Genomic DNA, 23,232 nt, shown 5'->3' with positions numbered 1-23,232 from the left:
CATCGTGATAAAAAGAGATTAGTATAATAAACAATTAATTAAATGAGCGAACGGCTTTGACGAAGAGGAGTACCTATAATCGACACTGCAGAGAGCTGGTGGTTGGTGTGAACCAGTGTGAACGGTCATAGGGAATGGACTTCCGAGCTTCCAAACCGAAACAATAGGAGTAGGCTTTGGCGAATGTCTTATCGTTACAAAAGACGCGTATTATAAGCATTCTGCTTCGATACGATTGAGTGGACTGCCGAGGCAGTCAACAAAGGTGGCACCACGGGTATCCCGTCCTTTCTTTTTAACAAAAGATTAGGATAGGGATGCCCTTTTTTTATAATTTCATAGAGATAAATCGTTGAATAAGAGGAGTACATTCAAGTGATGCCTAACAGGGAGTTAAGGATAGTGAGACCTTAGCATGATAGCTTGTCTGGAATGGACTTATGAGAGATGATCTGAATGAAGTAGGATCATACGGATTTCCACCGTTAAAAGGATAGAGTATCGGGTGATAGACCCCGTACTTGAATCAAGAGGGGATATAGTTATATATCCCAATAGAGGTGGCACCGCGGTCAGCATCGTCCTCTATGAACAGATCTTTCTGTTCATAGGGGACTTTTTTTATGGATTTTTATTGGTAGTGAATTGGAGGCATAAAAACGATGAAACAGCAGGAATTGAATTACATGGTGAAAGAACTGAATGGTGATATGTATACACCAATCTCACTCTTTCAGTCCCTGGAGGGCAGGAAAAAATTTATATTGGAGAGTTCGTTGAAACATGAACAATCCGGAAGATATTCATTCGTAGGGAGCGATCCATTTTTAGAATGCAAGGCATATGGAAATAACGTACAGATCAAACGCTCTTCATCTGATCAGGTAGAAGAGCGGACCGGGGATCCGATAAAGATCATTCAACATCTGATCCCTCACAAGCAAAAAGAGGTTCCATTTCCATTTGCGGGTGGTGGAATCGGGTATCTGGGATACGATGTGATCAGACAGTACGAGGATATTGGAAAGGCTCCAACTGATGAATTGGAGATGCCGGACATCCACCTTATGTTTTATGAAAAGGTCATCGTCTTCGATCATCTCGAGCATAAAGTATATATCGTCGTGATGGATGAATGGACCGGGGAAAAAGGAGAAGAACTGCACGATAAGCTAAAGAGGCTTGAAAAAGAACTTACCGGTGTTTATTTACACACTCATAAACAAAAACTTGACCGCCTCAGCTTTCTTGCACAGACCTCTAAAGATGAATTTATGGATAAGGTGGAGAAGGCAAAGCAATCCATTATTGAAGGGGAGATCTTTCAAGTGGTTCTTTCTCAAAGACTTCAGGCGTCCTTTTCAGGTGACCCATTTTCATTTTATAGGAGCTTGAGAAAATCTAATCCATCACCCTATATGTTCTTTATTGATTTCCAAGACTACATCGTACTGGGTGCTTCGCCGGAGAGTCTATTGAAAGTCCAGGGTGACGAGATAACGACAAATCCGATTGCGGGAACAAGGCGAAGAGGAATAACAAGTGCTGAAGATTTGGAGCTCGAGAAAGAACTTTTATCAGATGAAAAGGAATTGGCCGAACATCGAATGCTCGTTGACCTGGGCAGGAACGATTTAGGCAGGGTTTGTACAATCGGCTCCATTCATATATCCAAATACTTAACCATCGAAAGATATAAATACGTGATGCACATCGTTTCAGAGGTGAAAGGAAAATTGAAAGATGAAGTGACCCCGTTAGAAGCATTAACAAGCTGTTTGCCCGCAGGGACGGTCAGCGGTGCGCCGAAGATCAGGGCGATGCAGATCATCAATGAACTTGAAACCACAAAGCGTGGAGTATACTCAGGGGCGGTTGGATATATCGGCGTCAACGGAAATCTGGACTTTGCCCTGGCAATCCGCACAATGGTGTTGAAAGACGGCACTGCCAATGTTCAGGCCGGTGCAGGAATTGTATATGATTCAGACCCGGAAAGCGAATATGAAGAAACGCTGAATAAGGCAAAATCATTATTGGAGGTAACAGGATGATTTTACTCATTGATAACTATGATTCCTTTACGTATAACCTGTATCAATATATAGAAGAGCTGGGGGAGAAGGTGGTCGTCAGGCGTAATGATGCAACAACACTTGAAGAAATCAAGAAACTGAATCCTTCAGGCATCATCCTGTCGCCGGGACCGGGAAAGCCCGAACAAGCGGGGATCTGCACCTCCATTATCCAGAATCTTCACGCTAGTGTGCCGATTATGGGGGTATGCTTAGGCCATCAAGCGATCGGCGCCGTCTTTGGGGCAACGATTGAACTGGCAGATAACGTGATGCACGGAAAGACGTCCCTCATCAAGCACAATGGCAGCGGAGTATTCGAATATCTGCCTCAACCGCTTGAAGTCATGAGGTATCACTCATTGGTGATTAAGAAAGGGACCTTGCCTCCATCATTAGAAGAAGTTGCCCATTCCATGGATGATGGGGAAATCATGGCCATAAAGCATATGAAATTTCCATTGTTCGGGGTTCAATTCCATCCGGAGTCGATCGGGACGAAAACGGGTAAGAAAATCATTCAAAATTTTTTAGACGAGATGAGAAAGGGGAATAACCGTGAAAACCTATCTACAAAAGTTGTCTGACGGTCATTCATTAGAACGAGATGAGATGAGGGGAGCTGTTCAGGAGTTATTCAAGGAAGAAACGACCGAGAGTCAAATAGCGTGTTTCTTGACCCTGTTGAAAATGAAGGGGGAAACAGTCGAGGAGATGACAGCACTGGTTGAAGTGCTTCGAGAGAAGGCGCTGCCCGTAACCAGCACCGTGAAAGATGTATTGGATAACTGCGGTACAGGTGGGGATGGATCTCATAGCTTTAATATCAGTACAACGAGTGCATTCGTATTGGCAGGAGCAGGTGTCAAAGTTGCAAAGCACGGCAATAGGAGTATTTCTAGCAAGACCGGCAGTGCAGATGTGTTAGAACATCTCGGTGTCTCATTGGACTTCGGGGCAGATGAAGTGGAAAATCTCCTGAATGAAACCAATATCGCCTTCCTCTATGCCCCTCATATCCATTCAGGGCTTAAGAAAATAATGAAGGTAAGGAAAGAATTGAAAATCCCGACCATCTTTAATCTTATCGGTCCATTAACGAATCCTGTTCAATTGGAAACACAGCTAGTCGGGGTCTACAGAAGGGATAAGCTTGAAACGATGGCAAATGTTTTACATGAATTGGGAAGAAGGCGGGCAATCGTTCTGAATGGGGCGGACTATATGGATGAAGCGTCACTTGCAGGAAAGAATCATCTTGTCCTTTTGGAGGATGGTGAAATCAGCTCATTTACGTTATCAGGAGAAGAGGTCGGGCTTCCATCTTATACCCTTGAAGAGATAAAAGGAGGAGATGCAAGGGACAATGCGTGCATCTTACAGGACGTCTTACAAGGAAAAGAAGGAGCCTATACTGATACGGTGCTTTTCAACGCAGGAATCGCTTTAGTTGCCCATGGTAAAGCTTCGACCTTCGCAGAAGGGGTAAAGCTCGCTAGGGAAAGTATAGAAAGCGGAAGGGCAAATGAAGCACTCTCATCCCTTGTACACTATAGCCGACAACGAAGAAAGCAGGTGATTTGAATGACAACCATTTTAGAAACCATCATTGAAAAAAAGAGAGAAGAAGTGAAGAAGTTAAAACAATCCGGATATACCACCTTTCAGTGTCAAAGCACCCAAAACAATTCATTATACGAAACTCTAAAATCCGCTTCATCCCTACAGGTGATAGCAGAAATCAAACGGGCTTCTCCATCTAAAGGAGATATTCGAACCGAAGTGGATCCGGCGACACAAGCCGCTATCTATGCAGAAGCAGGAGCATGCGCCATTTCTGTTCTGACAGATACACCATTTTTTAAAGGGAGGATGGAAGATCTTGCAAATGTTCGAAGAGCCGTCTCAATCCCGATTCTGTGTAAAGACTTTATCATCGATGAAATCCAGATCGATCGTGCAAGGGATGCAGGAGCGAATGTGATTCTGTTAATTGTGGCGGCCCTGGATTTCACCAAACTGAAAGAATTATATTCCTATGCCTTAAATCTAGGGCTGGAGGTTCTTGTAGAAGTTCACAATGAGGAAGAAATGATGAAAGCACTGGAACTCGGTGCTACTATAATCGGAGTGAATAATCGTAACCTGAAAACCTTTGAAGTCGATCTTCTCATTACTGAATCTCTGGCATCGATGGCAAAGAGCAGGGAAGTCGTACTCATAAGTGAGAGTGGAATCAGGGATGAGTCGGATTCAAGGAGAGTGAAAGATGCAGGGGCACAAGGGATCCTCGTCGGTGAAACGTTAATGAGAAGTAAAGATCCTGCAGCTACCCTCTCCGCTCTCCAAGTTGAAAACGGTGAGATGAAATGACGAAAGTCAAAGTGTGCGGCATCAGAAGACAGGTAGAAGCCGAGTGGGCATTAGAAGCGGGAGCTGATGCCATAGGGTTCGTGTTTGCAGAGAGTAAAAGAAAGGTCGATGTGGAGAAAGCGGCCGAGATCAGCAAATCCGTTTCTCCAGATCTATTGAAAATCGGTGTTTTTGTAAATGAATCAATAGAAAGAATGGAAGAAATCTTTCATCTCGTAGAGCTCGATTATGTGCAGCTTCACGGTGATGAATCCGTGGAATTCTGTGAAGCTCTCAATCTTCCTTTTATCAAGGCGATTTCGGTGAAGGAAAGAAGAGATATAGACGGGATTGAGGGATTTCCTGGTGAGATGATCTTGTTGGATAGTGGTAAGGGACCCCATCGTGGAGGCAATGGCACCACATTTAATTGGGATTATGCACATTCAATCAACATTCCAAAGCATTTGATTCTTGCTGGAGGATTAAATCCGGAGAATGTAAGGGAAGCCGTCACTAAGGTCCGTCCCTATATGGTGGATGTCTCGAGTGGGGTTGAAACGGATGGGAAGAAGGACCGCATTAAGATAGAGTCATTCATCAGGGAAGCAAAATCGGTGCTTGTATAAAAAAATAGTGAATGGAGGAAGAAGAATGTTATATGCACAACCAGATTATAAGGGTCTATTCGGTCAATTCGGAGGGAGGTTCGTTCCTGAATCATTGATGAAAGCTGTTGAGGAACTTGAGACAGCTTACGATGAAGCAGTCAATGACGAACATTTCCAAGAAAAGTTACAAAATTACTTAAAAGATTATGTAGGAAGGGAAAACCCTCTCTACTTTGCAGAAAACCTTAGCAGGAAGGTAGGAGGAGCCAAAATTTATCTGAAGCGGGAAGATCTGAATCACACCGGTGCACATAAAATCAACAACACCATCGGTCAGGCCCTGCTTGCTGAACGGATGGGAAAAAGAAAAGTGGTAGCGGAAACAGGAGCAGGTCAACATGGGGTCGCAACCGCCACCGTTTGTGCTTTATTAAACCTTGATTGTGTTATTTTCATGGGTGCCGAAGATATTCGGAGGCAGAAGCTGAATGTATTCAGAATGGAGCTGCTTGGTGCGAAGGTAATCAGCGTCACCCAGGGAAGCGCCACCCTGAAGGATGCCGTCAATGAAGCACTTCGTTACTGGGTTGCCAATGTAGAGGATACTCATTATATTATGGGGTCCGTTTTAGGTCCACATCCATTTCCGAAAATGGTCCGGGACTTCCAGAGTGTCATTGGAAAAGAAACCAAGAAACAATTTTTCGAGAAAGAAAAATGTCTTCCAGATGCCATTGTGGCATGTGTCGGGGGAGGAAGCAATGCCATTGGAATGTTCCACCCTTTCATTGAGGACCAAGAGGTGGAGTTATATGGCGTAGAGGCAGCTGGAAGCGGTATTGAAACAGAGAAGCATGCGGCCACATTAACAAAAGGATCTGTCGGAATCCTTCATGGAAGCATGATGTATCTCCTTCAGAATGAAGAAGGGCAGATACAGGAAGCCCATTCCATTTCAGCAGGACTCGATTACCCTGGTGTAGGCCCAGAACACAGCTACTTAAAAGAGATTAACAGAGTCCGTTATGCATCCATTTCTGACGCTGAAGCCCTGGAAGCATTTAAACAATTATCACAGACTGAAGGGATTATTCCTGCACTCGAAAGCTCACATGCCGTTGCCTATGCGGTGAATTTGGCTACAGGCATGACTAAGGACCAATCAATCGTCATATGTCTATCGGGCAGAGGGGATAAAGATGTTGAACAAGTAAAAGACATAATGGGAGGTAGTCAGCATGGGTAAAATATTTCTGGAAAGCAACCTTGAAGCAGAATTAAAACGGGGAAATAAACTGTTCATTCCCTATATAATGGCTGGAGACGGTGGCTTAGAAACATTGATAACAACTCTAAAGAAGCTTGAAGAAGGTGGGGCGACGGCCGTAGAAATCGGTATCCCCTTCTCTGATCCCGTTGCAGATGGACCGACGATTCAAGAAGCGGGTAAAAGAGCGTTGGAGAAGGGAACCACCCTTCGAAGGGTGTTCGATGTTCTGACTGAAAGAAGGGGAGAAATTGAGATCCCCCTGATTTTTATGACCTATATCAATCCGATCTACAAATATGGTGTAGAACGCTTCTTCGAAGATTGTAAAATAGCAGGTGTGGACGGAGTGATCATTCCTGATCTGCCCCTCGAGCATTACGATTTGATTAAGCAGCCTTCGAAGGAAAAGGAAATAGCCGTGATCCAATTGGCAACCCTCACCAGCCCTTTGGAAAGAGTGAAGGAATTAGCGTCTGTGACAGAAGGGTTCCTCTATGCTGTCACAATTAATGGAATTACTGGATCGAGAGAAGGGTTTGCAGAGAATATATCTCGTCACTTAAACAAGCTTAAGACCAATAGTCCGGTTCCGGTTCTGGCAGGATTCGGGATATCCACCCCGGATCATGTTCGCAGAATGAGTGAAAGCTGTGATGGGGTAGTGGTTGGAAGTAAAATTATAGACCTTATTCAGCAAGACTCATTCGATGAAATCAGGGAGTTAATCAGAGCATCGAAGACAGGAGCTTTCCACTCATGAATTCGTCCATTTTGTAAAGAAATGTAGAAGTTGATGAACAGAATCTAAATGAATGTAAAAAAAAGGTAAATAGCCTTCTCATACTATGAAAATTCAGTATGATAGAGATGTAGTTGAACAAAGCATCATAACAGGAGGCTAAGAAAATGAAAAGTATGAAAAAGTGGTTATTAATGTTAATGACAGCACTATCAGTAGTAACTTTTGCAGCCGGGTGCAGCAGCGACACAGATGATGATACAAATACGGAAGAAAACATGGATGAAGAAAGCAACACAGACGAAAGCAACACTGAGGAGTAAAAGATGTACAGCCGATCCTTACAGGGTCGGCTGTTTACTTGGCATGATGAATTATTTTACACATTTTATAGAGACAGTCAGTGCAGGGTTCACATCTTTATAGGATAGAGTAATATGTTTAAAGCCGGTTTCCTGTAAAGCCTGAGAAATCTCTTCCCCATAGCGTCGAGCCTTGCTGTCCCGCTCTTCATCACCCCGGGGCTGTACGGTAATGAGTAACGTTCCATCTTCTTTCAGCATGTTGTATAAATGGATCAGTCCTTGTTTTTGATCATTCCATAAAGGATAATTATTGACGGAAAAGATCCGGTCATATTGAACAGCCTCTATTTCGAACTGACTGATGTCATGTACAAACAGACGTACTTGCCCTTCGTCTATGGCTTTCTTGTTTTTCCTTTGGGCAACCTCCTTCATGGTGTCGGATATGTCGACACCGTCCACCCGGGTACCGGGAAACCGACGGGAAATTCGTGAGATACAATATCCCGGACCATAGCCCACTTCAAGAATCCGATCTCCGTTTTGGATGGACAATTGTTTAATGGACCAATTATTTATTCTCCGATTATCATATTCCATGACTTTTCCAACGAACCAGCCAAGGATTCCTTTTGGACGCTTGAATTGCTTTTGCATGGAAATCATCTGGGCATCACCTCGTTTTCATATAGATGAAATGATTGGTAAAACATGTGAAGCTGTCTCAGTTCTGAGATTGAAATGAATAATAGGAGAGGACTATTCAAATTATTAATCTGTCCGCCCTTCCCTTTTCCACTAAAGTGAGAAAATAAAACCTTGAAATGAATATTGCATTTTTTGGGAATAGTGGCATAATATAATTAAATCACTTTGTGCGTTGATGAGAAGAGTACATGGTGGGTTCCCTTATCAGAGAGCTTCGGATGCTGAAAAGAAGCAGGGTGACCTATTTTGGAAAATGATCTCGGAGCATTCCATTCGAACCAATTGGGTGTAGGGTGGAACGGGGATGGGCGTCCGTTATCATTGCCACGGTATAAGGGCTATTATGCCCCGTACTTGTTGAGGTAGTCTTGTGTGAGCAAGCTATGAACTAAGGTGGTACCACGAGCTTAACCCCTCGTCCTTAGATATCTGTCGATATCTAAGGACGAGGGGTTTTTTATTATATTCGAGGAGGATAAGGATATGACGATTTTTATAGGAGGGGCTTGGCCCTACGCTAACGGTTCACTTCATTTGGGACACATCGCGGCACTACTGCCTGGAGATGTTATCGCTCGTTATTACCGGATGAAAGGGGAAAAAGTTCTTTATGTGTCCGGAAGCGATTGTAACGGTACCCCGATAGGGATCCGTGCGAAGCAGGAAGGCACCAGTGTTGAAAACGTAGCGAACCGATATCATGAAGAATTTGTTCAATGCTTTCAAGCTTTGGGGTTTAGCTATGATGAATATACTAGAACCGATACTGAACATCACCATAAAGAGGTTCAACGGATCTTCACCCATCTTTATCAGGGAGGGTGGCTGTATGAAAAGGAGGTAGAACAAGTATATTGTGTCCATGATGGGCGATTCTAAAGGAAAATATCTACCAGCCGCAATTGGGCTGTATGGCTGAAGGACCTGCTGACCGATTATCATCCCGATACCATTCGTTATTTTCTGACCGTTAATGCACCTGAGAAAAGGGACGCTGACTTTTCCTGGAGGGAGTTTATATACAGCCATAACAGCGAACTTCTCGGTGCCTTCGGAAATCTTGTTCAGCGTACAGTGAAGTTCTATAAGAAAGAATTCGGAGAATCTCTTGTTTTAACCTATGTAGAAGACCATTTGCAACGAAGAATAGAAGAGATATTCACTTCTGTAGGCGGATTGATTGAAGAGGGAAGCACACGTCAGGGGTTGGAAACGGTGTTTGAATTCATTCGTTGGTCGAATAAACGTTTTGATGATCAGAGACCGTGGGTAATAGTGAAAGAGAATAGGGAAGAAGGCAAAAAGGTACTGGAAGAGTTTCTTTATATAATATGTAATCTAAGAATGATGATTGAGCCATTTTTACCCTTTACCGCCTTTCATTTAGGGAAACAATTAGGCATTCACATGCAACCAGCATGGAAGCAGGTATCCCAGCCGTTAACCCTTTCGATTGAAAACACAAACCCGCTCTTTGACCGGATTGATCTTGAATCAATTGAGGCAGAAAGAGGAAAATTACTTGAGAAATCAAACGATACACAAAAAGGAGAATGATATGAAAATTGTCATTGTATCCGACACCCATATGCCGAGAAAAGGGAGAGATCTCCCTTTTCTTCTCAAGAAGGACCTTATGGAAAGTGATCTAATCATTCATGGGGGAGATTTTCATACAGTGGATGTTTATAAGGAATTTGAAGAGTACGGTGAACTGATTGCTGTCGTCGGGAATGTCGATCGCCCAGAACTTCAATCCCTTCTGCCCAGAAAAAGGACCATTGAATTGATGGGTATGAAGATTGGGTTGGTACATGGGGACGGCAAAGGAAAAACGACCGAAAAAAGAGTTCTGGAAGCCTTTGACGAAGAACAGGTGGATGTGATCATTTTTGGTCATTCCCATATACCTTTTTCACGATATATGAAAGGCGCACTCCTGTTCAATCCTGGATCACCCACAGATAAACGGAAGCTTCCTTATTATTCACATGGAATACTAACAATCGGGGATACTTGGAAAATAGAGCACCAATTTTACAAATAAAAGCACAAGGGTTTGAAGAGCCACATGTGCTCCTTTCGTTTTATGAAATAGGATAATGGTAATAATCTTGACTGTAAAAGGTTTCAAAGCCACTGGATTTGTAGAGTTTCAGTGCGCTCTGATTAGCTGCTGCCACATCCAGGTAGATGTCATCTGTCCACTTTACTTCCTGCATTACCACCTGTGATAATGCTTTTCGTCCGATTCCCTTACCCTGAAAGTCTGGGAAAATGGCGAAACCATAAATAAAGCTTTTTCTTTCCATTCTTTGGACTCTTATCTTTCCTAGAGTTTTCCCATCATGGATAATCATGAAATGGCCGTGGGAAGAGTCTTTGAATAATCTTTTTGTGTAGGATTCAGCATCTGCCCGTACAACTCCGAAACAGCTTTCATCAAGGTCGATGATGGTTTCAATATCGTGTTCAACCGCTGTTCTTAAGCGAACAGTATCGCTGTCTGAGGTCAATCGTGTCTGATTCCATTTCATTTCGTACTCGGTAAAGTCATATACCGCCTTTGTTTGGGCTGCAAATTTTTTTCCTGTGGTCGATGATCCGGGTACATTGAGTAAGAGCTTATTGACGGTCCGGCTTTCCAACGATTTCACGGCCTTGTGAAATAGATCTTGAAACAGGTGTTGACGGCGGAAATCCGGGTGAATCATCCCGCATAATTCATATGAGTCCCCAAAGCCGTATATCGCCAAAAATCCGATCAGTTTAGAATCTTGGTAATGTAAAAGATCATCTTGACCATCTTTGCGGTTTCGTAGCATTTCCCAATTTAACTTTAGATGGATCTCATCATGATGTTCGCATAGTTCCTGTAGTGCCTTAATGTCTTGAAGTTGTCTAGTAGAAAGCAAAAGTCAACCTCCATCCCCAATTAAAATTCCTTACTAAAGTTTATTCCATTAACGAAATTTTCACAAGAGTGTTCAACTATTCATTGAAAGATTAGATCAAAAAAAGCCATGCTTTTCACATGGCAAAGTTAATCTTTTTCTTGTATATGTTGAATCACCTCATGCAGTTCATCAGGCTTTAAAAATTCGAGAGGGGAAAACCCTTTTTCAAACATGACCGATTCACTTTCGATCATCAATACATATTTTCCATTCACTTTTGCTAAATGGATGCTATCGCCGAAATCTGAAAGAAGGGCTTTCACTGACACATGGTCAAGCTTCACTTTCAGTTCCACTTCAGGGGATTGCTCGACAATTTGGGAAGTGGCTTCGACAACCTGTTCCGTCGTGAACCGTTCCTGCAGTTCACGCTTTGGGCTGATGGCCCATTCTTCAACGGCTTCTTCAAATTCCACCCGTTCGTCGCTTTCTTCCGCATAGGTTTCAGAAATATGTTCCTTTACCATTCCATATACTTGGGATTTGATGATTTCAGGCATGGATTTTTCATACTCGACCCATTTCAGGAAATCTTCAAAGTATCTCGCATGTGACGCCTGATGGATCTTGATTTCCGCTGAATCCATCATACCTTCTTCTGGCATATACGGATATTGAATCGATTTCATGTTTTTGGTCGTAATCGCCATTTCCACATTGTGGATCAAAGTCGCTTCATCCGTGATGGTGGCAACTTTTGGTTCAAAATCACATTTCATGATGAACAAGAAGGGATCATCAAAAAATTTCGTAAGCTTTGCTGTAGCCACAAGAAATGCTCCGCCTCTAATGGCGCTCGCTTCAATATACATTTGGACTATTTGATCGCACTCCTCACGAAACGCTTCTTTACTTTCTGCGAACCGTGTTCGGTGAAATAAATTATAGTTTGGATTCGAGGTCAGCTCATGACCGGGCTCTACAACAAAGCGGCCAATCTTAGTTGGAGCTGACTCTGACTTGGAATGCCTGTCTACCTTACGTTTGACAATCTTTGTCAGTTCGCCGTCAAGAAAGCTTTTCAGGGGACTCTCTTCATATTGAGCTCCGGTTAACGTTTGAAAATGTTTATGACGTTTATCTGCTTCTTCCCCATTGCCTTCGACCTGTATTAAATAAAAGGAAAGGTGTTGTATCGTAAAATCCATGATTCTTACTCCTAACTAGATTGGACATAGTATGTATCCATACTTATTGTTTCAGTATAGAAAAGCTCAAAAGGTTCGTCAATTGACTTATGAAAGTACAGGCTTGAGAGATACTACCTATTAGCTTGATAAAACGTAAGGGGTGATCGTTATGAGCAATGAATCTTTTCTTTCGCTAGTGAAAAAGGGTAATAAATCTTCCTTTTTTGCAATGGTGGGGAATGGGATCCTGGCAATTGCGAAGGGGGCTGCTTTCCTTTTCAGCGGGAGTGGGGCCATGTTTGCATCGGCAATGCACTCATTGGCAGATGCAGTCAATCAAGGGTTTGTGTTTATCGGCAGTGTTCTTTCAGAAAAAAAGCCGACAGAAAAGTTCCCGACAGGTTTCGGACGTGTTATCAACTTATTCTGTATGATCGCGGTTATCGTCGTATCGGTTATGGCATATGAAACGATTCGTGAAGGGTTTCACCTACTTAAACATCCTGCAGAAGTCAAAGGGATCTGGATCAATGTTTCAGTGCTATTGTTAAACATCGTCATTGATGGAACCATTCTCTTTAAAGTCATGAAGGAAATCGGGCAGGAAGCTCGAGTGGAAAGCAGGGGAGCGGGTATTGTCTATGGTGCGTTCAAGCATGTAAAACGGGCAGCACCACCAACAAGACTCGTATTTTATGAAGACCTGGTAGCTGTTTCAGGGGCCATCCTTGCACTGGTAGCCGTACTTGTCTCTTATTTCAGCGCGTTTCAATTACTGGACGGAGTCGTGACAATCATAATTGGTTTCCTGATGGTGGGGGTAGCTTTTCGGGTAGGGTATGATAACATGGTCGGTCTGATTGGGGTGGCAGCGCCTAAAGAAGTGGAAGACAGGATTGCTGGTGCGATCTTTGAACATGAGGCAGTCATTGATATTTTCAAGTTGAGAATCATCCAGGAAGGACGCTATTACCATGTAGAATCATATCTTGAATTAAAGAAAGGTCTGCCGCTTTCAGAAGCAGATGACATTAAGTTTGCCATACAGGAGAAATTAATCGCTGATCCCGATATCGCTGATGTAACGTTAGGTATCATTGAGGATGACGGGATCCAGGAGTGGAAAGGGTAAAGTGCCACTGAGTTGTCATAATGAATATCCGGCTGAGCATTCCAGCCGGATGATGAGATGATTAATTTTGAATGAATTTTTCAAATACAAATCCGAAATCCTTTAGGGTCAACTCTTTTTTCTTATCTGCCATCCAATTGAAGGCATATTGATTGACCTCTTTAAACTGCTCAACTACATTCACATCATTTGTCTTTACTTGTCCCAATGTGGAGGCCGCTAATTGGAGACTCTCGTTTGAGAAAGAAGAATATATGCTGTTGTCGGTAGTGATTTCACTAATCTTAATCAGGGATTTATATAGATCTTTCACTTCTGTTAAGTGTTTTTTATGAACATCAATGGAATAGACATCCGACCCGATCTTAAATTTGATTTCAACATCGAGATCCACGGTTCCCGCGGTTTCAAGAAGGATATTCGAGAGCTGATATTTATAATAATCGAGGCGGCGGAGAACCCGTTTTTTGCTGGCTGCACTCGTGCCGTCCAGATGGATGAGCGCTTTATTTGTAAAGCAATACTCATCAGACTTGGATTTGATCAGGAAATAGATCTTTTCTCCATCCTCATGCATAATGTAATCATCGGCATCCGCTTTATCGTAATCAGCCGGATTGATGACTGTACCTATATCACTTAAACCTAATACGTCTGAAGCAACTTTTCCAAACATGCTTTCAAATCCTTTCTCTTATTAGCTGAGTGTTCTTCTCTTCACCGGAGAACACTTCAATAGTATAACATAGTTTCATAGAAGTACTGGAAAATAATGGTGTAAATTGTGTTGAGCTCATATGGTTTGGTGTTAGATCTCTTTCATACTATAATAAAGAAAATCATAGAATGGAATAATGAGAGAAGGAGGGATAGGATGGATATGAACGAGCTTTTGATGCGTTTCAAAGACAGAGCGCCTAAAGTGCTGGGAAGTGAAACATTTTCTGAGTATGCTATTCTACTTCCTTTGATAGAAGTGGAAGATGAGATTCACGTATTATTTGAAGTACGCTCATTGAAGATGCGGAGACAACCGGGGGAAATATGCTTTCCGGGTGGCAGGATCGACCGTAGTGACTCCGATGAGAGGGCGGCAGCGCTAAGGGAGACGTCAGAAGAACTCGGGATTGCAGAGAAAGCAATTTCCGACATACATCCCTTGGATTATATTGTTTCTCCATTCGGGACCATCATTTATCCTTATGTGGGAAAACTGAATATATTATTTGAAGATATGCGTCCAAACCCGGCGGAAGTGGAAGAAGTTTTCACCGCCCCACTTTCATATCTTCGTGAAAAGGAACCGGAATTGTATACTATCAAGTTTAAAATGGAGCCTGAAGAGGGCTTTCCATATAAACAAATCCCTGGTGGTGAAAACTACGAATGGCAAGCTAGAAATATGAAAGAGCATTTTTACTATTATGAGGACAAAGTAATCTGGGGGCTCACAGCCCGTGTGCTGAATCATTTTATTAAACTGCTATGAACGCCTTTGACTGGCCGTTAAACAAAAATAGATAAAAAGAAATTCTACATTTACTGGTACGGATTGACATTCGTTTCGTTTTCATACTTTTTTCGATAAGCCATTATGTCGGAGAAAGTATTTTTGTTTGACAATTTGTAGCAAATTGACTGGTTTGTAAAAGGTTAGATGGAGGTAAAGAGAAGTAACATGAAATAAGGAGAGGGGAAAAATTATGATCATTCGTGCTAAATGCTGGAGGATGTTAAGCGTACAGGAAAAACTGTTTATCCTGAAGGCAGTATGTAATAAACATCTAAAAAAATGATCCCTTGCCCTGGAGCCACGTTTATTTCATAATGGTTACTTTTAATTGGTGGTACGATCAATATCGGGAGTAAAGAATGTTATCCATGAAGCTCACTCCATTTAAGAAATGGAAATGACAGGGATACATTGATCCAACCACCTGCCTATTCTTTTTTGGATAGTCAAGGAGACTATTATCCGGTAATCACTCCAATTTATACATCCCCATATCCTCATATCTTCATCCCCATCGTTAATCAATCAATGTATTTTTCATTATCCGTATCGAAAACAATTGTTTCTGGTGCACTTTATTGATACTTTGGTAAGATAATAGTGCACATACATATAAGGAGGACAACAAGTGAAAGGATCAAATGCAGTAATGATTGCAGGTGTATTAGTGGCCATCCTCTTAACGGGATGCAACCGAAATGCAGCAGATATGGTTGTAAAGGGTGGTGTGACGTGGAATGAACAAGAGGAATCACTTACATTTACCGGATTATTAACCGATGAAGCCTTAGAACCGGATACCAAGTTCCGTGCCCGTTTTTACTTGGAAGGAAAAACGATCAAGAATGCTTTGGGAACCGACTTGATCTATTCGGATGAAGAGCTCAAAAGCCGATCAGAAGGAGAGGCAGCACAAGAGTTCAAAGTTGAGAAAACCGTAGATATTAAAAAGAGTGACGATATGGACAAGGTGATTAACGAAATAAAGAATAAAGATAAAGAAACCGTAACCATTGAAATCGTAAATGATAATGGACGGATTGATGACATGGTTGTTCATGATATTAAAAAGGAGTAGTTTGCACTGCTCCTTTTTAATAAAAGCTGCATCACTTGGGATTCACTGGTCTTTTCAATGCATAAAGGTCGTCCTCGAGAAGCAGCATTTTATCCATCAACACGTCCTTTGAATCCATCACTCCTTTATTATAAAGGAAGGGACCCATTTCCTTCATGAAGAAGTCGAACCAATTTTCAGCGCCTAAATCCCCGATTTCATCCCCTGTTTGTTCATAGTAAAAGCTTTGGATCCTTCCAATCATTTCATCTTTCTGCTCTTTCGGAATCTTTGTAAACATCATATGTAACCCTCCAGTTTGGTTTCCTCCATCGTAACATAACTGGTCTTATGACAGGTATGAAAGAAAGCCACCGATTCTTCCTGATGTTATAGATTGAGACCATTGATTTAAAGGAAAGCCAAAGTAAAATGAAGAAATCAACCGTCATGACGCTGACAAGCTTTGAAGTTTGAAATGCACTCCAATAGGAAGCCAGTGAGACCCAATATCTGAGTAATATTAATGAAGCAGCGGCCATTAAGATCAGAAGTAGGCTGAACGCATTTGATGAAGCCAAGGTACCAGCCATCGAGGAGTTCTAGGAAGGGATCGATTTTCACCTTTCTTAAGGAAAAAGTATGGTAGAAGGGTGAAAGCCCCCAGTGCGAAGTGAGCCAAGAATGAAAGGCCATGCCGGAACTTTGTCCTGATCGAAGGGTAGTAATAGTGCTGCAAATAACATGGGAAAGAGCCCAAGAAAAGTAAAGACGGTTAAAACGAGTGGTTCCACTTCATTTACATTTCCTCGGAGAAGATCCTGAATGATAGGGTCACTTGCAAAACCTTTTCCAGGTGCAACAAACATAGCGTACAATACAAAGGTCAACCAGATCCAAAACATTTTATCCCCCTTGGTAGAAGTGTAACAAAGGTATTTGAAAGAAGGTTGAATGGATGTGTTTATGAGTGATTATTTCTTAACAAGCTCATTTTCTTCTATAAATACTTCCTGCTTCTCTTTTTTAATATACTTCAAAATCCGATCCTGTATCATGGGGTAAAGTACGATCGAATGAAGTTCAGATATTGGTACCCATTTAATCCCCGTCTGTGTAGGGTCCGGCTGACTTGGTGAAAGAGTGGAATGAAGATCTGTCCGCTTACAAGAGAAAAACATGGAAAGGGTATGAGTCGGTCCATATCTATGTTCATTCAGGTGTGGGGCATATTCATAGGTGAATGCCAACGCTTCAGCCTCTACTTTTGCTCCTGTTTCTTCAAAAGCTTCTCTCACGGCAGCCTCTTTAATCGATTCTCCCTCTTCTACTCCGCCGGCGGGAAGGTTATAATGAAGCCCGTTTTCGTCCTTAAACTCAGCTAATAAGATTTTTTCTTCTTCTACAATGACAGCTCCAGAACGAATTCTGATAGGGTATAACATGTCATCTCTCCTTTCCTACTTAAACTGATGAAAGTCCAGTTTAGCAGAAACAAAGCTAAACGAATATATAAATTTGTATAATTGTGGCAAACTAATTTGGATAAAGTTCAAATTTAACCTTATGGAAATGTATAAAGGAGAATGAGTATGTGGCAAGAGTTTAAAAAGTTTGCCTTAAAAGGAAATGTCATAGATCTCGCTGTAGCCGTAATCATCGGCGCAGCCTTTGGCAAAATTGTCAAATCACTTGTTGATGACATCGTGATGCCCCTTCTTGGCATCATCCTTGGGGGCATCAGTTTCACTGACCTAAAGGTTACGTTCGGAGACGCAGTGATTACCTATGGAGTCTTTATTCAAAACGTAGTGGATTTCTTTCTGATTGCGTGGGTCATATTCTTCATCGTACGGTTATATAAAAAGATGGAGAGAAAAGAGGAGATAAAAGTAGAGAACAAAACCGATCTGAAAGAAGAACTTCTGAGAGAAATACGTGACATACTAAAAGCCTCTACCAATCAATCGTAATGATTTTGACAAAAATAGAGGAAATCTCCATTATGTATCCAATATAGTACAAAGAAGATCAAAAGGGGGAGCAAATAATGGATATGAACTCGTTATACTTAATAAAAGAAAAAGATGGAATAAAGAAGGATTTTTCCTTGCTTCTATCCATGATGGATTATGCCAGATTCACCTCCATATGTGAAGTCGAAAATCTTTCTGTTGAAATGCTCGATTACCGGTGTCATGATGAAGCAAATTCCATCGGCATGTTGTTGGCTCATTTTGATGCTGTAGAGAAGATCTATCAGGCGTTGACATTCGAAGAAATGACAAATGATGAGGTAGAAGCATATGCCGCTGAATTGGAACCTGCATTAAGTTTAGGAATACAGGCGGCAGGAATTATTAAAGGAAATGCTGTAGAGTATTACCTGGAAAATCTTAAACGTACCAGGGAGAAAACCATTCAGCAATTTTCAAAATTGGACGAAGCATGGTTATATGAAGAAACAGATTGGTGGTATGGGCAAAAGGGAAATAACTTCTTTAAATGGTTTCATGTCTTTGAAGATGAAATCAATCACAGAGGCCAAATACGGATGATCAAGAAGTTGTATACTAAAGAACATTCCAAGACAACAGCAGAGTAGTTTGGGTTAGTCATTTTACAATTAGACCCATTCCCGCCTTGAATTTTGAGGGAGAGTCTGTTATCATTTAATTAGTTATTTTTGTTCGGTTAATATACATGATTGAAGAACATTGGTCTTGAATCTTAATCAGAGCAGGAATATAAATATTTTTATGTGCAACTGCACTAGGAGGTACATGTTTTATGTTACAAGGTAAAGTTAAATGGTTTAACGCTGAAAAAGGTTTCGGTTTCATCGAAGTTGAAGGTCAAGACGATGTATTTGTTCACTTCTCTGCTATCCAAGGTGAAGGATACAAATCATTGGAAGAAGGTCAAGACGTTACATTTGAAATCGTTGAAGGCGCACGTGGACCACAAGCGGCTAACGTTCAAAAGTAATCCAATTGTATAATTCCAAACAGAGTACGTCAGCTGACGTACTCTGTTTTTTTGTTTCTAATATACAGGTATTATCTGACTAGACAATCAGTTAGAAAGTTCTATAATGAAATAGAAGTTATCGGATTTTGGAAGGATGATGGTGATGGTTGCGAAAGAAAGTAATATGAAGCTGGCACTTGCCGGTTTATTGTTGGGGATCCTCATGTCTGCCATGGATAACACCATTGTAGCTACGGCTTTGGGGTCCATTGTTTCAGATCTCGGCGGACTTGATAAGTTCGTCTGGGTCACAAGTGCGTATATGGTGGCGGTGATGGCCGGAATGCCGATATTTGGTAAGCTGTCTGATATGTATGGAAGGAAGCGTTTTTACATATTTGGCCTTTCCATTTTCTTGATTGGTTCTGCTCTGTGTGGGATTGCGCAGGATATCGTTCAGTTAAGTATATTCCGTGCTATTCAAGGAATAGGCGGAGGAGCATTGCTGCCTATCGCTTTCACGATTGTATTTGATATATTCCCTCCAGAGAAACGTGGGAAAATGACAGGACTCCTGGGAGCGGTATTTGGTTCTGCTTCGGTATTTGGACCGTTGATCGGTGCTTTTCTAACGGATAACTTCAGTTGGCATTGGATCTTTTATGTCAATGTTCCGATTGGACTCCTATCCCTCGTCTTTATATCAACGTCTTATAAAGAGTCTCCACAGAGATCTGATCAGCGCATTGATTGGGGTGGAGCGATTACGTTAGTGATAGCGGTCGTCAGTCTGATGTTTGCCCTTGAATTTGGAGGAAAAGAATTTCCATGGGCATCTTGGCAAATTATTGGATTGTTTGGGTCGTTCCTTTTATTCTTTTTAAGTTTCTTACTTATTGAAAGAAGAGCATCTGAACCGATTATTTCATTCTGGATGTTTAAAAGCCCATTATTTGCCTCTGCCCAGGCTTTGGCCTTTCTATATGGTGCTGCTTTCATCATCCTGACGATCCTGATCCCTATTTTTGTTCAAGCTGTGTATGGGGGATCAGCAACAAATGCCGGTTTGATCTTAACCCCATTGATGCTGGGGTCAGTAGCAGGAAGTGCTGTGGCCGGGATTCGGATGACCAAAACAAGTTATCGAAATATTATGTGGGTTTCCATCATTTCTTTCATAACGGGAATGGTGTTACTTGCGACGATGGGGCCGGACACGAGTAGATGGTTATTAACCCTATATATGATCATTAGTGGTTTCGGGGTCGGTTTTTCATTTTCATTACTGCCTAATGCGACGATCCATAAGCTTAATCCTCGATTCAGGGGTTCGGCAAATTCGACTAATGCCTTTTTCCGTTCTTTAGGGATGACGATCGGTATAACCGTTTATGGAACACTCCAAACGAAACTATTTTCATCTCATTTGGAAAATGCCTTTAAAGGACAAGAAGCCGGGGGTAATTTTCAAGGTGATCCGAGAAGTATCTTTGAGCCGGAAATGCGTGAGAAGATTCCAGATTTTGTGCTGACTAAGATTACAAACGCTATGTCTGACTCGATTACCACTACTTTCGCCTATGCATTGATTCCACTGGGAATTGCATTAGTGTTTGTATTTCTAATGGGGAAAAGCAGGCTGGAAGTTTCCAGTAATAAACCTTCAATGGATAAAGCGGAATAGATAAAGGTATTGAGCATCCCGGCACCTAATCAAAGAAGGCTGGACCTGGTCTTTGTTGTGGATTCCTGATATATTCTAATAAACAATCCTTTACATTGGAGTGCTGTAATTTTGTGGAAAAATGCCAAGAAGTTTTTTATTTTTATAGGAGTATTTCTAGGAGTGAGTCTGTTATTAAGTATTATAGCGGGCCTAATCATCACTAATTTGTATGATGGTACAGGCTATAAAGGCTCTCCTTTAATCGGAACTTTGATAAATGCTGCCTCTGCCGTGATTGCCGTAGTGGTCGCATACAAACCGTTCAAAACAAAGCGTAGTCAAAGTGAATAGTTGTAGCATGCGACAGTAAAAATCTTCCCGACGGATTTCGGGGAGATTTTTTCTCGTATGGTGTGCAAGTTTCAGGATGTGTATTCATTATATGATTGTAATCAATTATTTTCATAAATAGAAAGGGACAAGGGACCAGTCATTAGACTGATCCCTTATTAAGTATCCGGAATTTCCTACTATGTTAGATTATTTATTTTGTTGGTTTTGTTGTTTAGCAGCTTTTTTTGCTCTTTCAGCAGCGTTTTGTTCTTGAGCAAATTCTGCTTCATTTTTTTGTTGCTGTGGATTTTTGTTGTTTTTGTTAGTCATATTTATCACCTCCGTCTACTATAATTTGCCCATAAATACAAAATAGATACTCCCAGAAAGAAAATTATCAGGGAGGTATAAATGGATTTTCCTTTTCAATTTCCATTAACTTACTAGTTTAGTCCCGTATATCAGAGGGTAATATAGTTTCATGTCTTTATTTTCATTACATATAGAGAAGTACTTTATTCAGCTACACCATTGTATTGAGGGGGAAGTAGATTGAAGAATTTTACACCGATGTTTTGGATCGCGATTTCAATCGGCGTGATCTTTGTATTATGGGGAGTCATTTTTCCTCAGGGACTGATCGATGTTATGACGAATACTCAAGGAGTTCTCCTTGATAAGTTTGGCTGGTTCTATCAGTTTTCAGCCACATTCTTTTTTATCATCGCCATCTTTTTTGCCTTAAGTAAATACGGTAAGATCCGATTAGGGAAAGATTCGGACAGGCCGGAATATTCGACGTTAACATGGTTCGCCATGTTGTTTAGTGCAGGAATGGGAATCGGTCTCCTTTTTTATGGAGTATCTGAGCCGGTTTCTCATTATGCCACGCCTCCTTATGGCGAAGGGGGAACCATCCAATCAGCTAAAATCGGGTTGCGGTATACCTATCTTCATTGGGGATTTCACGCATGGGCCATTTATGCGGTTGTTGCTTTGGCGTTGGCCTATTATAAGTTCAGAAAGGACATGCCTGGATTAATGAGTGCCACTTTATATCCAGTCATAGGCAAGAAAGCGAATGGGCCGATTGGATATGTCGTGGACATTATCGCGGTATTTGCAACCATTTTTGGCGTAGCCATTTCTTTGGGTATCGGAGCTCAACAAATAAATAGCGGTCTTCATTACTTATTGGGAACCCCTATAAACTTTACTGTTCAACTTATCATCATGGGTATTGCAACGGTTCTTTACATTACCTCTGCTTCTACAGGGTTGTCGAAGGGAATCAAATACCTGAGCAATGCGAATATGATTCTGGCAGTATTGTTATTTATTGTTTTCCTTATCGTTGGGCCTTCTCAATTTGTACTGGAACTATTCCTGACTACGTTTGGAAGCTATGTTCAGAATCTTCCTAGTATGGGGCTGCGGTTTTCACCCTTCAACATGGAAGATAACCAATGGGTGAAAGATTGGACGATATTTTACTGGGCATGGTGGATTTCCTGGACACCGTTTGTTGGGACCTTCATTGCGAGGGTTTCAAAGGGAAGGACGGTCCGTGAATTCATCATTGCGGTCATCATTGTCCCAACTATCGTTTGCTCTCTTTGGTTTGGTGTATTTGGAGGGACAGGATTGTATTATGATCTTGTTCAGGGAATAGATGTAGCCGGTCAAAGTTTGGAGACTTCCCTATTTTATGTGTTTGATCAAATGCCATTAAGCGGGGTACTATCGATTATTTCGCTTTTCCTCATCATTACATTCTTTGTCACATCTGCAGATTCTGCCACATTTGTATTGGGGATGCAAACTTCTAACGGAAGTTTAAATCCTCCATTTTTTGTGAAATTCAGCTGGGGCTTAGTCTTGGCTGCCATTGCTGCAATTTTGATGGGTTCAGGGGGGATCAGTGGATTGCAGGCTGCCACCATCATTACGGCTTTGCCATTAGGGGTGATATTACTCTTCATGACGTATGGACTGATTCTTTCCTTTCAAAAAGAAACCAGTAAGAAAAAAAGAATAACAGAAGCGGAAACGAATAGTTCTTCGAAATGATTATCACTAGAGGGTGTCTCAAAGGGTCATGTAAAATGGACTCTTGATGACAGCCTTTTTTTTCTTAGATGGAAGTAGAGCCGAAATTCTTATCCCCTAATTCCTGTTCATTTGATAGGATAGAGTTACTTATTCATTTATTCGATAGGCTGTTTTCGTAAACATTGTTGCTTTTGGATGTAGCGAGTGGCTGTTGATTGCAGCGAGTGGTGCTCGCTTTCCGCGGGGCTGGCGGTGAGCCTCCTCACGCCCTGCGGGGTCTCACCAGTCCAGCTACGGCGGCTAGCCCCTCGAGGTCATAAGCTAAATGGCCCAAGAAGGCAAAAGGACGCCTTCTTAGTCCA

General features: G+C 41.7%; 25 protein-coding genes, 1 pseudogene and 3 other annotated features. Of the genes and pseudogenes, 18 read left to right on the top strand and 8 right to left on the bottom strand.

Annotated elements, in window-relative coordinates; genetic code table 11:
• Positions 1-47: 47 nt before the first annotated feature.
• Positions 48-293: a binding site (T-box leader), on the top strand.
• 50 nt (positions 294-343) lie between these two features.
• Positions 344-589, top strand: a binding site (T-box leader).
• A gap of 73 nt (positions 590-662) precedes the next feature.
• The 8 genes from trpE to JI667_RS19815 all read left to right on the top strand — a co-directional run bounded on the left by trpE (position 663) and on the right by JI667_RS19815 (position 7,370).
• Positions 663-2,054 (top strand): anthranilate synthase component I, encoded by a 1,392-nt coding sequence (gene trpE / locus JI667_RS19850; RefSeq protein WP_206858058.1) that lies wholly within the window; start codon positions 663-665, stop codon positions 2,052-2,054.
• Entirely contained in the window at positions 2,051-2,662 is a 612-nt protein-coding gene (locus tag JI667_RS19845) for an anthranilate synthase component II (RefSeq protein ID WP_206858056.1), read from the top strand. Before trpE ends, JI667_RS19845 begins: the two co-directional genes overlap by 4 nt.
• Positions 2,634-3,659: an anthranilate phosphoribosyltransferase gene (trpD, locus tag JI667_RS19840; protein WP_206858054.1), complete on the top strand. Its 1,026-nt coding sequence runs from the start codon at positions 2,634-2,636 to the stop codon at positions 3,657-3,659. Before JI667_RS19845 ends, trpD begins: the two co-directional genes overlap by 29 nt.
• A complete protein-coding gene (gene trpC, locus JI667_RS19835; RefSeq protein ID WP_206858053.1) occupies positions 3,660-4,448 on the top strand; it encodes an indole-3-glycerol phosphate synthase TrpC in 789 nt (262 codons plus the stop codon).
• The gene (locus JI667_RS19830) at positions 4,445-5,056 is read left to right on the top strand and encodes a phosphoribosylanthranilate isomerase (RefSeq protein ID WP_206858052.1); all 612 of its coding nucleotides are present in this window, start codon (positions 4,445-4,447) and stop codon (positions 5,054-5,056) included. The genes trpC and JI667_RS19830 overlap by 4 nt, the downstream gene beginning before the upstream one ends.
• Before the next feature lie 25 nt (positions 5,057-5,081).
• Positions 5,082-6,284 (top strand): tryptophan synthase subunit beta, encoded by a 1,203-nt coding sequence (gene trpB, locus JI667_RS19825; protein ID WP_206858051.1) that lies wholly within the window; start codon positions 5,082-5,084, stop codon positions 6,282-6,284.
• Entirely contained in the window at positions 6,277-7,068 is a 792-nt protein-coding gene (gene trpA, locus JI667_RS19820; RefSeq protein WP_206858050.1) for a tryptophan synthase subunit alpha, read from the top strand. Before trpB ends, trpA begins: the two co-directional genes overlap by 8 nt.
• A 146-nt stretch (positions 7,069-7,214) precedes the next feature.
• The gene (locus JI667_RS19815) at positions 7,215-7,370 is read left to right on the top strand and encodes a hypothetical protein (protein WP_206858047.1); all 156 of its coding nucleotides are present in this window, start codon (positions 7,215-7,217) and stop codon (positions 7,368-7,370) included.
• A 51-nt stretch (positions 7,371-7,421) separates the two neighbouring features.
• Here the strand turns inward: JI667_RS19815 and JI667_RS19810 are convergent, their stop codons facing one another.
• Entirely contained in the window at positions 7,422-8,018 is a 597-nt protein-coding gene (locus tag JI667_RS19810; protein WP_206858045.1) for a class I SAM-dependent DNA methyltransferase, read from the bottom strand.
• Positions 8,019-8,223: 205 nt separating this feature from the next.
• Positions 8,224-8,486: a binding site (T-box leader), on the top strand.
• A 57-nt stretch (positions 8,487-8,543) separates the two neighbouring features.
• Between JI667_RS19810 and JI667_RS19805 the strand changes: the two are divergent.
• Both JI667_RS19805 and JI667_RS19800 read left to right on the top strand, forming a co-directional pair.
• Positions 8,544-9,347 (top strand): annotated as a pseudogene (locus JI667_RS19805) (class I tRNA ligase family protein); the annotation flags it as partial.
• A gap of 271 nt (positions 9,348-9,618) precedes the next feature.
• Entirely contained in the window at positions 9,619-10,107 is a 489-nt protein-coding gene (locus JI667_RS19800; protein ID WP_206858042.1) for a metallophosphoesterase family protein, read from the top strand.
• Positions 10,108-10,147: 40 nt separating this feature from the next.
• Here JI667_RS19800 and JI667_RS19795 read toward each other — a convergent pair whose 3' ends face one another.
• Positions 10,148-10,975, bottom strand: a complete 828-nt coding sequence (locus JI667_RS19795) for a GNAT family N-acetyltransferase (RefSeq protein WP_206858040.1) — start codon at positions 10,973-10,975, stop codon at positions 10,148-10,150.
• A 128-nt stretch (positions 10,976-11,103) separates the two neighbouring features.
• On the bottom strand, positions 11,104-12,165 hold the full coding sequence (locus tag JI667_RS19790; protein ID WP_206858038.1) for a DUF3900 domain-containing protein: 1,062 nt from the start codon (positions 12,163-12,165) through the stop codon (positions 11,104-11,106).
• Between the two features lie 151 nt (positions 12,166-12,316).
• Here JI667_RS19790 and JI667_RS19785 point away from each other — a divergent pair, with 151 nt between their 5' ends.
• Positions 12,317-13,279, top strand: a complete 963-nt coding sequence (locus JI667_RS19785) for a cation diffusion facilitator family transporter (protein ID WP_206858036.1) — start codon at positions 12,317-12,319, stop codon at positions 13,277-13,279.
• A gap of 61 nt (positions 13,280-13,340) precedes the next feature.
• Here the strand turns inward: JI667_RS19785 and JI667_RS19780 are convergent, their stop codons facing one another.
• Positions 13,341-13,955, bottom strand: a complete 615-nt coding sequence (locus JI667_RS19780; protein ID WP_206858035.1) for a PH domain-containing protein — start codon at positions 13,953-13,955, stop codon at positions 13,341-13,343.
• 198 nt (positions 13,956-14,153) lie between these two features.
• Between JI667_RS19780 and JI667_RS19775 the strand changes: the two genes are divergently transcribed.
• Both JI667_RS19775 and JI667_RS19770 read left to right on the top strand, forming a co-directional pair.
• Entirely contained in the window at positions 14,154-14,768 is a 615-nt protein-coding gene (locus tag JI667_RS19775) for an NUDIX hydrolase (RefSeq protein ID WP_206858034.1), read from the top strand.
• 652 nt (positions 14,769-15,420) lie between these two features.
• Positions 15,421-15,870: a hypothetical protein gene (locus tag JI667_RS19770; RefSeq protein ID WP_206858033.1), complete on the top strand. Its 450-nt coding sequence runs from the start codon at positions 15,421-15,423 to the stop codon at positions 15,868-15,870.
• Positions 15,871-15,901: 31 nt separating this feature from the next.
• Here the strand turns inward: JI667_RS19770 and JI667_RS19765 are convergent, their stop codons facing one another.
• The 3 genes from JI667_RS19765 to JI667_RS19755 form a co-directional block, all read right to left on the bottom strand.
• On the bottom strand, positions 15,902-16,153 hold the full coding sequence (locus JI667_RS19765; protein WP_206858032.1) for a DUF2164 domain-containing protein: 252 nt from the start codon (positions 16,151-16,153) through the stop codon (positions 15,902-15,904).
• A 325-nt stretch (positions 16,154-16,478) separates the two neighbouring features.
• Positions 16,479-16,754 carry a hypothetical protein gene (locus JI667_RS19760; protein ID WP_206858031.1) on the bottom strand — a complete coding sequence of 92 codons (276 nt, stop codon included), beginning with the start codon at positions 16,752-16,754 and terminating at the stop codon, positions 16,479-16,481.
• A gap of 69 nt (positions 16,755-16,823) precedes the next feature.
• Positions 16,824-17,294, bottom strand: coding sequence for an NUDIX domain-containing protein (locus tag JI667_RS19755; protein WP_206858030.1), 471 nt, complete (start codon positions 17,292-17,294; stop codon positions 16,824-16,826).
• 147 nt (positions 17,295-17,441) lie between these two features.
• Between JI667_RS19755 and mscL the strand changes: the two genes are divergently transcribed.
• The 4 genes from mscL to JI667_RS19735 all read left to right on the top strand — a co-directional run bounded on the left by mscL (position 17,442) and on the right by JI667_RS19735 (position 20,503).
• Complete coding sequence (gene mscL / locus JI667_RS19750) at positions 17,442-17,822, top strand: large conductance mechanosensitive channel protein MscL (RefSeq protein ID WP_206858029.1); 381 nt, start codon at positions 17,442-17,444, stop codon at positions 17,820-17,822.
• Between the two features lie 83 nt (positions 17,823-17,905).
• Entirely contained in the window at positions 17,906-18,454 is a 549-nt protein-coding gene (locus JI667_RS19745; RefSeq protein ID WP_206858097.1) for a DinB family protein, read from the top strand.
• Positions 18,455-18,639: 185 nt separating this feature from the next.
• The gene (gene cspD / locus JI667_RS19740) at positions 18,640-18,837 is read left to right on the top strand and encodes a cold-shock protein CspD (protein WP_032088076.1); all 198 of its coding nucleotides are present in this window, start codon (positions 18,640-18,642) and stop codon (positions 18,835-18,837) included.
• Between the two features lie 145 nt (positions 18,838-18,982).
• A complete protein-coding gene (locus JI667_RS19735) occupies positions 18,983-20,503 on the top strand; it encodes an MDR family MFS transporter (protein ID WP_206858027.1) in 1,521 nt (506 codons plus the stop codon).
• A 522-nt stretch (positions 20,504-21,025) separates the two neighbouring features.
• Here the strand turns inward: JI667_RS19735 and JI667_RS23025 are convergent.
• On the bottom strand, positions 21,026-21,148 hold the full coding sequence (locus tag JI667_RS23025) for a hypothetical protein (protein ID WP_280515519.1): 123 nt from the start codon (positions 21,146-21,148) through the stop codon (positions 21,026-21,028).
• Between the two features lie 222 nt (positions 21,149-21,370).
• On the opposite strand from JI667_RS23025, the gene JI667_RS19730 reads away from it, so the two are divergent.
• Entirely contained in the window at positions 21,371-22,888 is a 1,518-nt protein-coding gene (locus JI667_RS19730; protein ID WP_280515518.1) for a glycine betaine uptake BCCT transporter, read from the top strand.
• The last annotated feature ends 344 nt before the right edge of the window (positions 22,889-23,232 follow it).

It is taken from the genome of Bacillus sp. NTK074B (assembly GCF_017303375.1).
In the GTDB taxonomy this organism is placed as follows: domain Bacteria; phylum Bacillota; class Bacilli; order Bacillales; family Bacillaceae_B; genus Rossellomorea.
Note: the sequence above shows the minus strand (reverse complement) of the source record. Positions and strands in the feature narration are given on the sequence as shown.

Bases quoted from the DNA above. Each gene is read 5' to 3' on its own strand.
- trpE (WP_206858058.1), top strand. From the start codon at position 663: ATGAAACAGCAGGAATTGAATTACATGGTGAAAGAACTGAATGGTGAT.
- JI667_RS19845 (WP_206858056.1), top strand. From the start codon at position 2,051: ATGATTTTACTCATTGATAACTATGATTCCTTTACGTATAACCTGTAT.
- trpC (WP_206858053.1), top strand. From the start codon at position 3,660: ATGACAACCATTTTAGAAACCATCATTGAAAAAAAGAGAGAAGAAGTG.
- JI667_RS19830 (WP_206858052.1), top strand. From the start codon at position 4,445: ATGACGAAAGTCAAAGTGTGCGGCATCAGAAGACAGGTAGAAGCCGAG.
- trpB (WP_206858051.1), top strand. From the start codon at position 5,082: ATGTTATATGCACAACCAGATTATAAGGGTCTATTCGGTCAATTCGGA.
- trpA (WP_206858050.1), top strand. From the start codon at position 6,277: ATGGGTAAAATATTTCTGGAAAGCAACCTTGAAGCAGAATTAAAACGG.
- JI667_RS19815 (WP_206858047.1), top strand. From the start codon at position 7,215: ATGAAAAGTATGAAAAAGTGGTTATTAATGTTAATGACAGCACTATCA.
- JI667_RS19810 (WP_206858045.1), bottom strand. From the start codon at position 8,018: ATGATTTCCATGCAAAAGCAATTCAAGCGTCCAAAAGGAATCCTTGGC.
- JI667_RS19800 (WP_206858042.1), top strand. From the start codon at position 9,619: ATGAAAATTGTCATTGTATCCGACACCCATATGCCGAGAAAAGGGAGA.
- JI667_RS19790 (WP_206858038.1), bottom strand. From the start codon at position 12,165: ATGGATTTTACGATACAACACCTTTCCTTTTATTTAATACAGGTCGAA.
- JI667_RS19785 (WP_206858036.1), top strand. From the start codon at position 12,317: ATGAGCAATGAATCTTTTCTTTCGCTAGTGAAAAAGGGTAATAAATCT.
- JI667_RS19780 (WP_206858035.1), bottom strand. From the start codon at position 13,955: ATGTTTGGAAAAGTTGCTTCAGACGTATTAGGTTTAAGTGATATAGGT.
- JI667_RS19775 (WP_206858034.1), top strand. From the start codon at position 14,154: ATGGATATGAACGAGCTTTTGATGCGTTTCAAAGACAGAGCGCCTAAA.
- JI667_RS19765 (WP_206858032.1), bottom strand. From the start codon at position 16,153: ATGATGTTTACAAAGATTCCGAAAGAGCAGAAAGATGAAATGATTGGA.
- JI667_RS19760 (WP_206858031.1), bottom strand. From the start codon at position 16,754: ATGTTTTGGATCTGGTTGACCTTTGTATTGTACGCTATGTTTGTTGCA.
- JI667_RS19755 (WP_206858030.1), bottom strand. From the start codon at position 17,294: ATGTTATACCCTATCAGAATTCGTTCTGGAGCTGTCATTGTAGAAGAA.
- mscL (WP_206858029.1), top strand. From the start codon at position 17,442: ATGTGGCAAGAGTTTAAAAAGTTTGCCTTAAAAGGAAATGTCATAGAT.
- JI667_RS19745 (WP_206858097.1), top strand. From the start codon at position 17,906: ATGAACTCGTTATACTTAATAAAAGAAAAAGATGGAATAAAGAAGGAT.
- cspD (WP_032088076.1), top strand. From the start codon at position 18,640: ATGTTACAAGGTAAAGTTAAATGGTTTAACGCTGAAAAAGGTTTCGGT.
- JI667_RS19735 (WP_206858027.1), top strand. From the start codon at position 18,983: ATGGTTGCGAAAGAAAGTAATATGAAGCTGGCACTTGCCGGTTTATTG.
- JI667_RS23025 (WP_280515519.1), bottom strand. From the start codon at position 21,148: ATGACTAACAAAAACAACAAAAATCCACAGCAACAAAAAAATGAAGCA.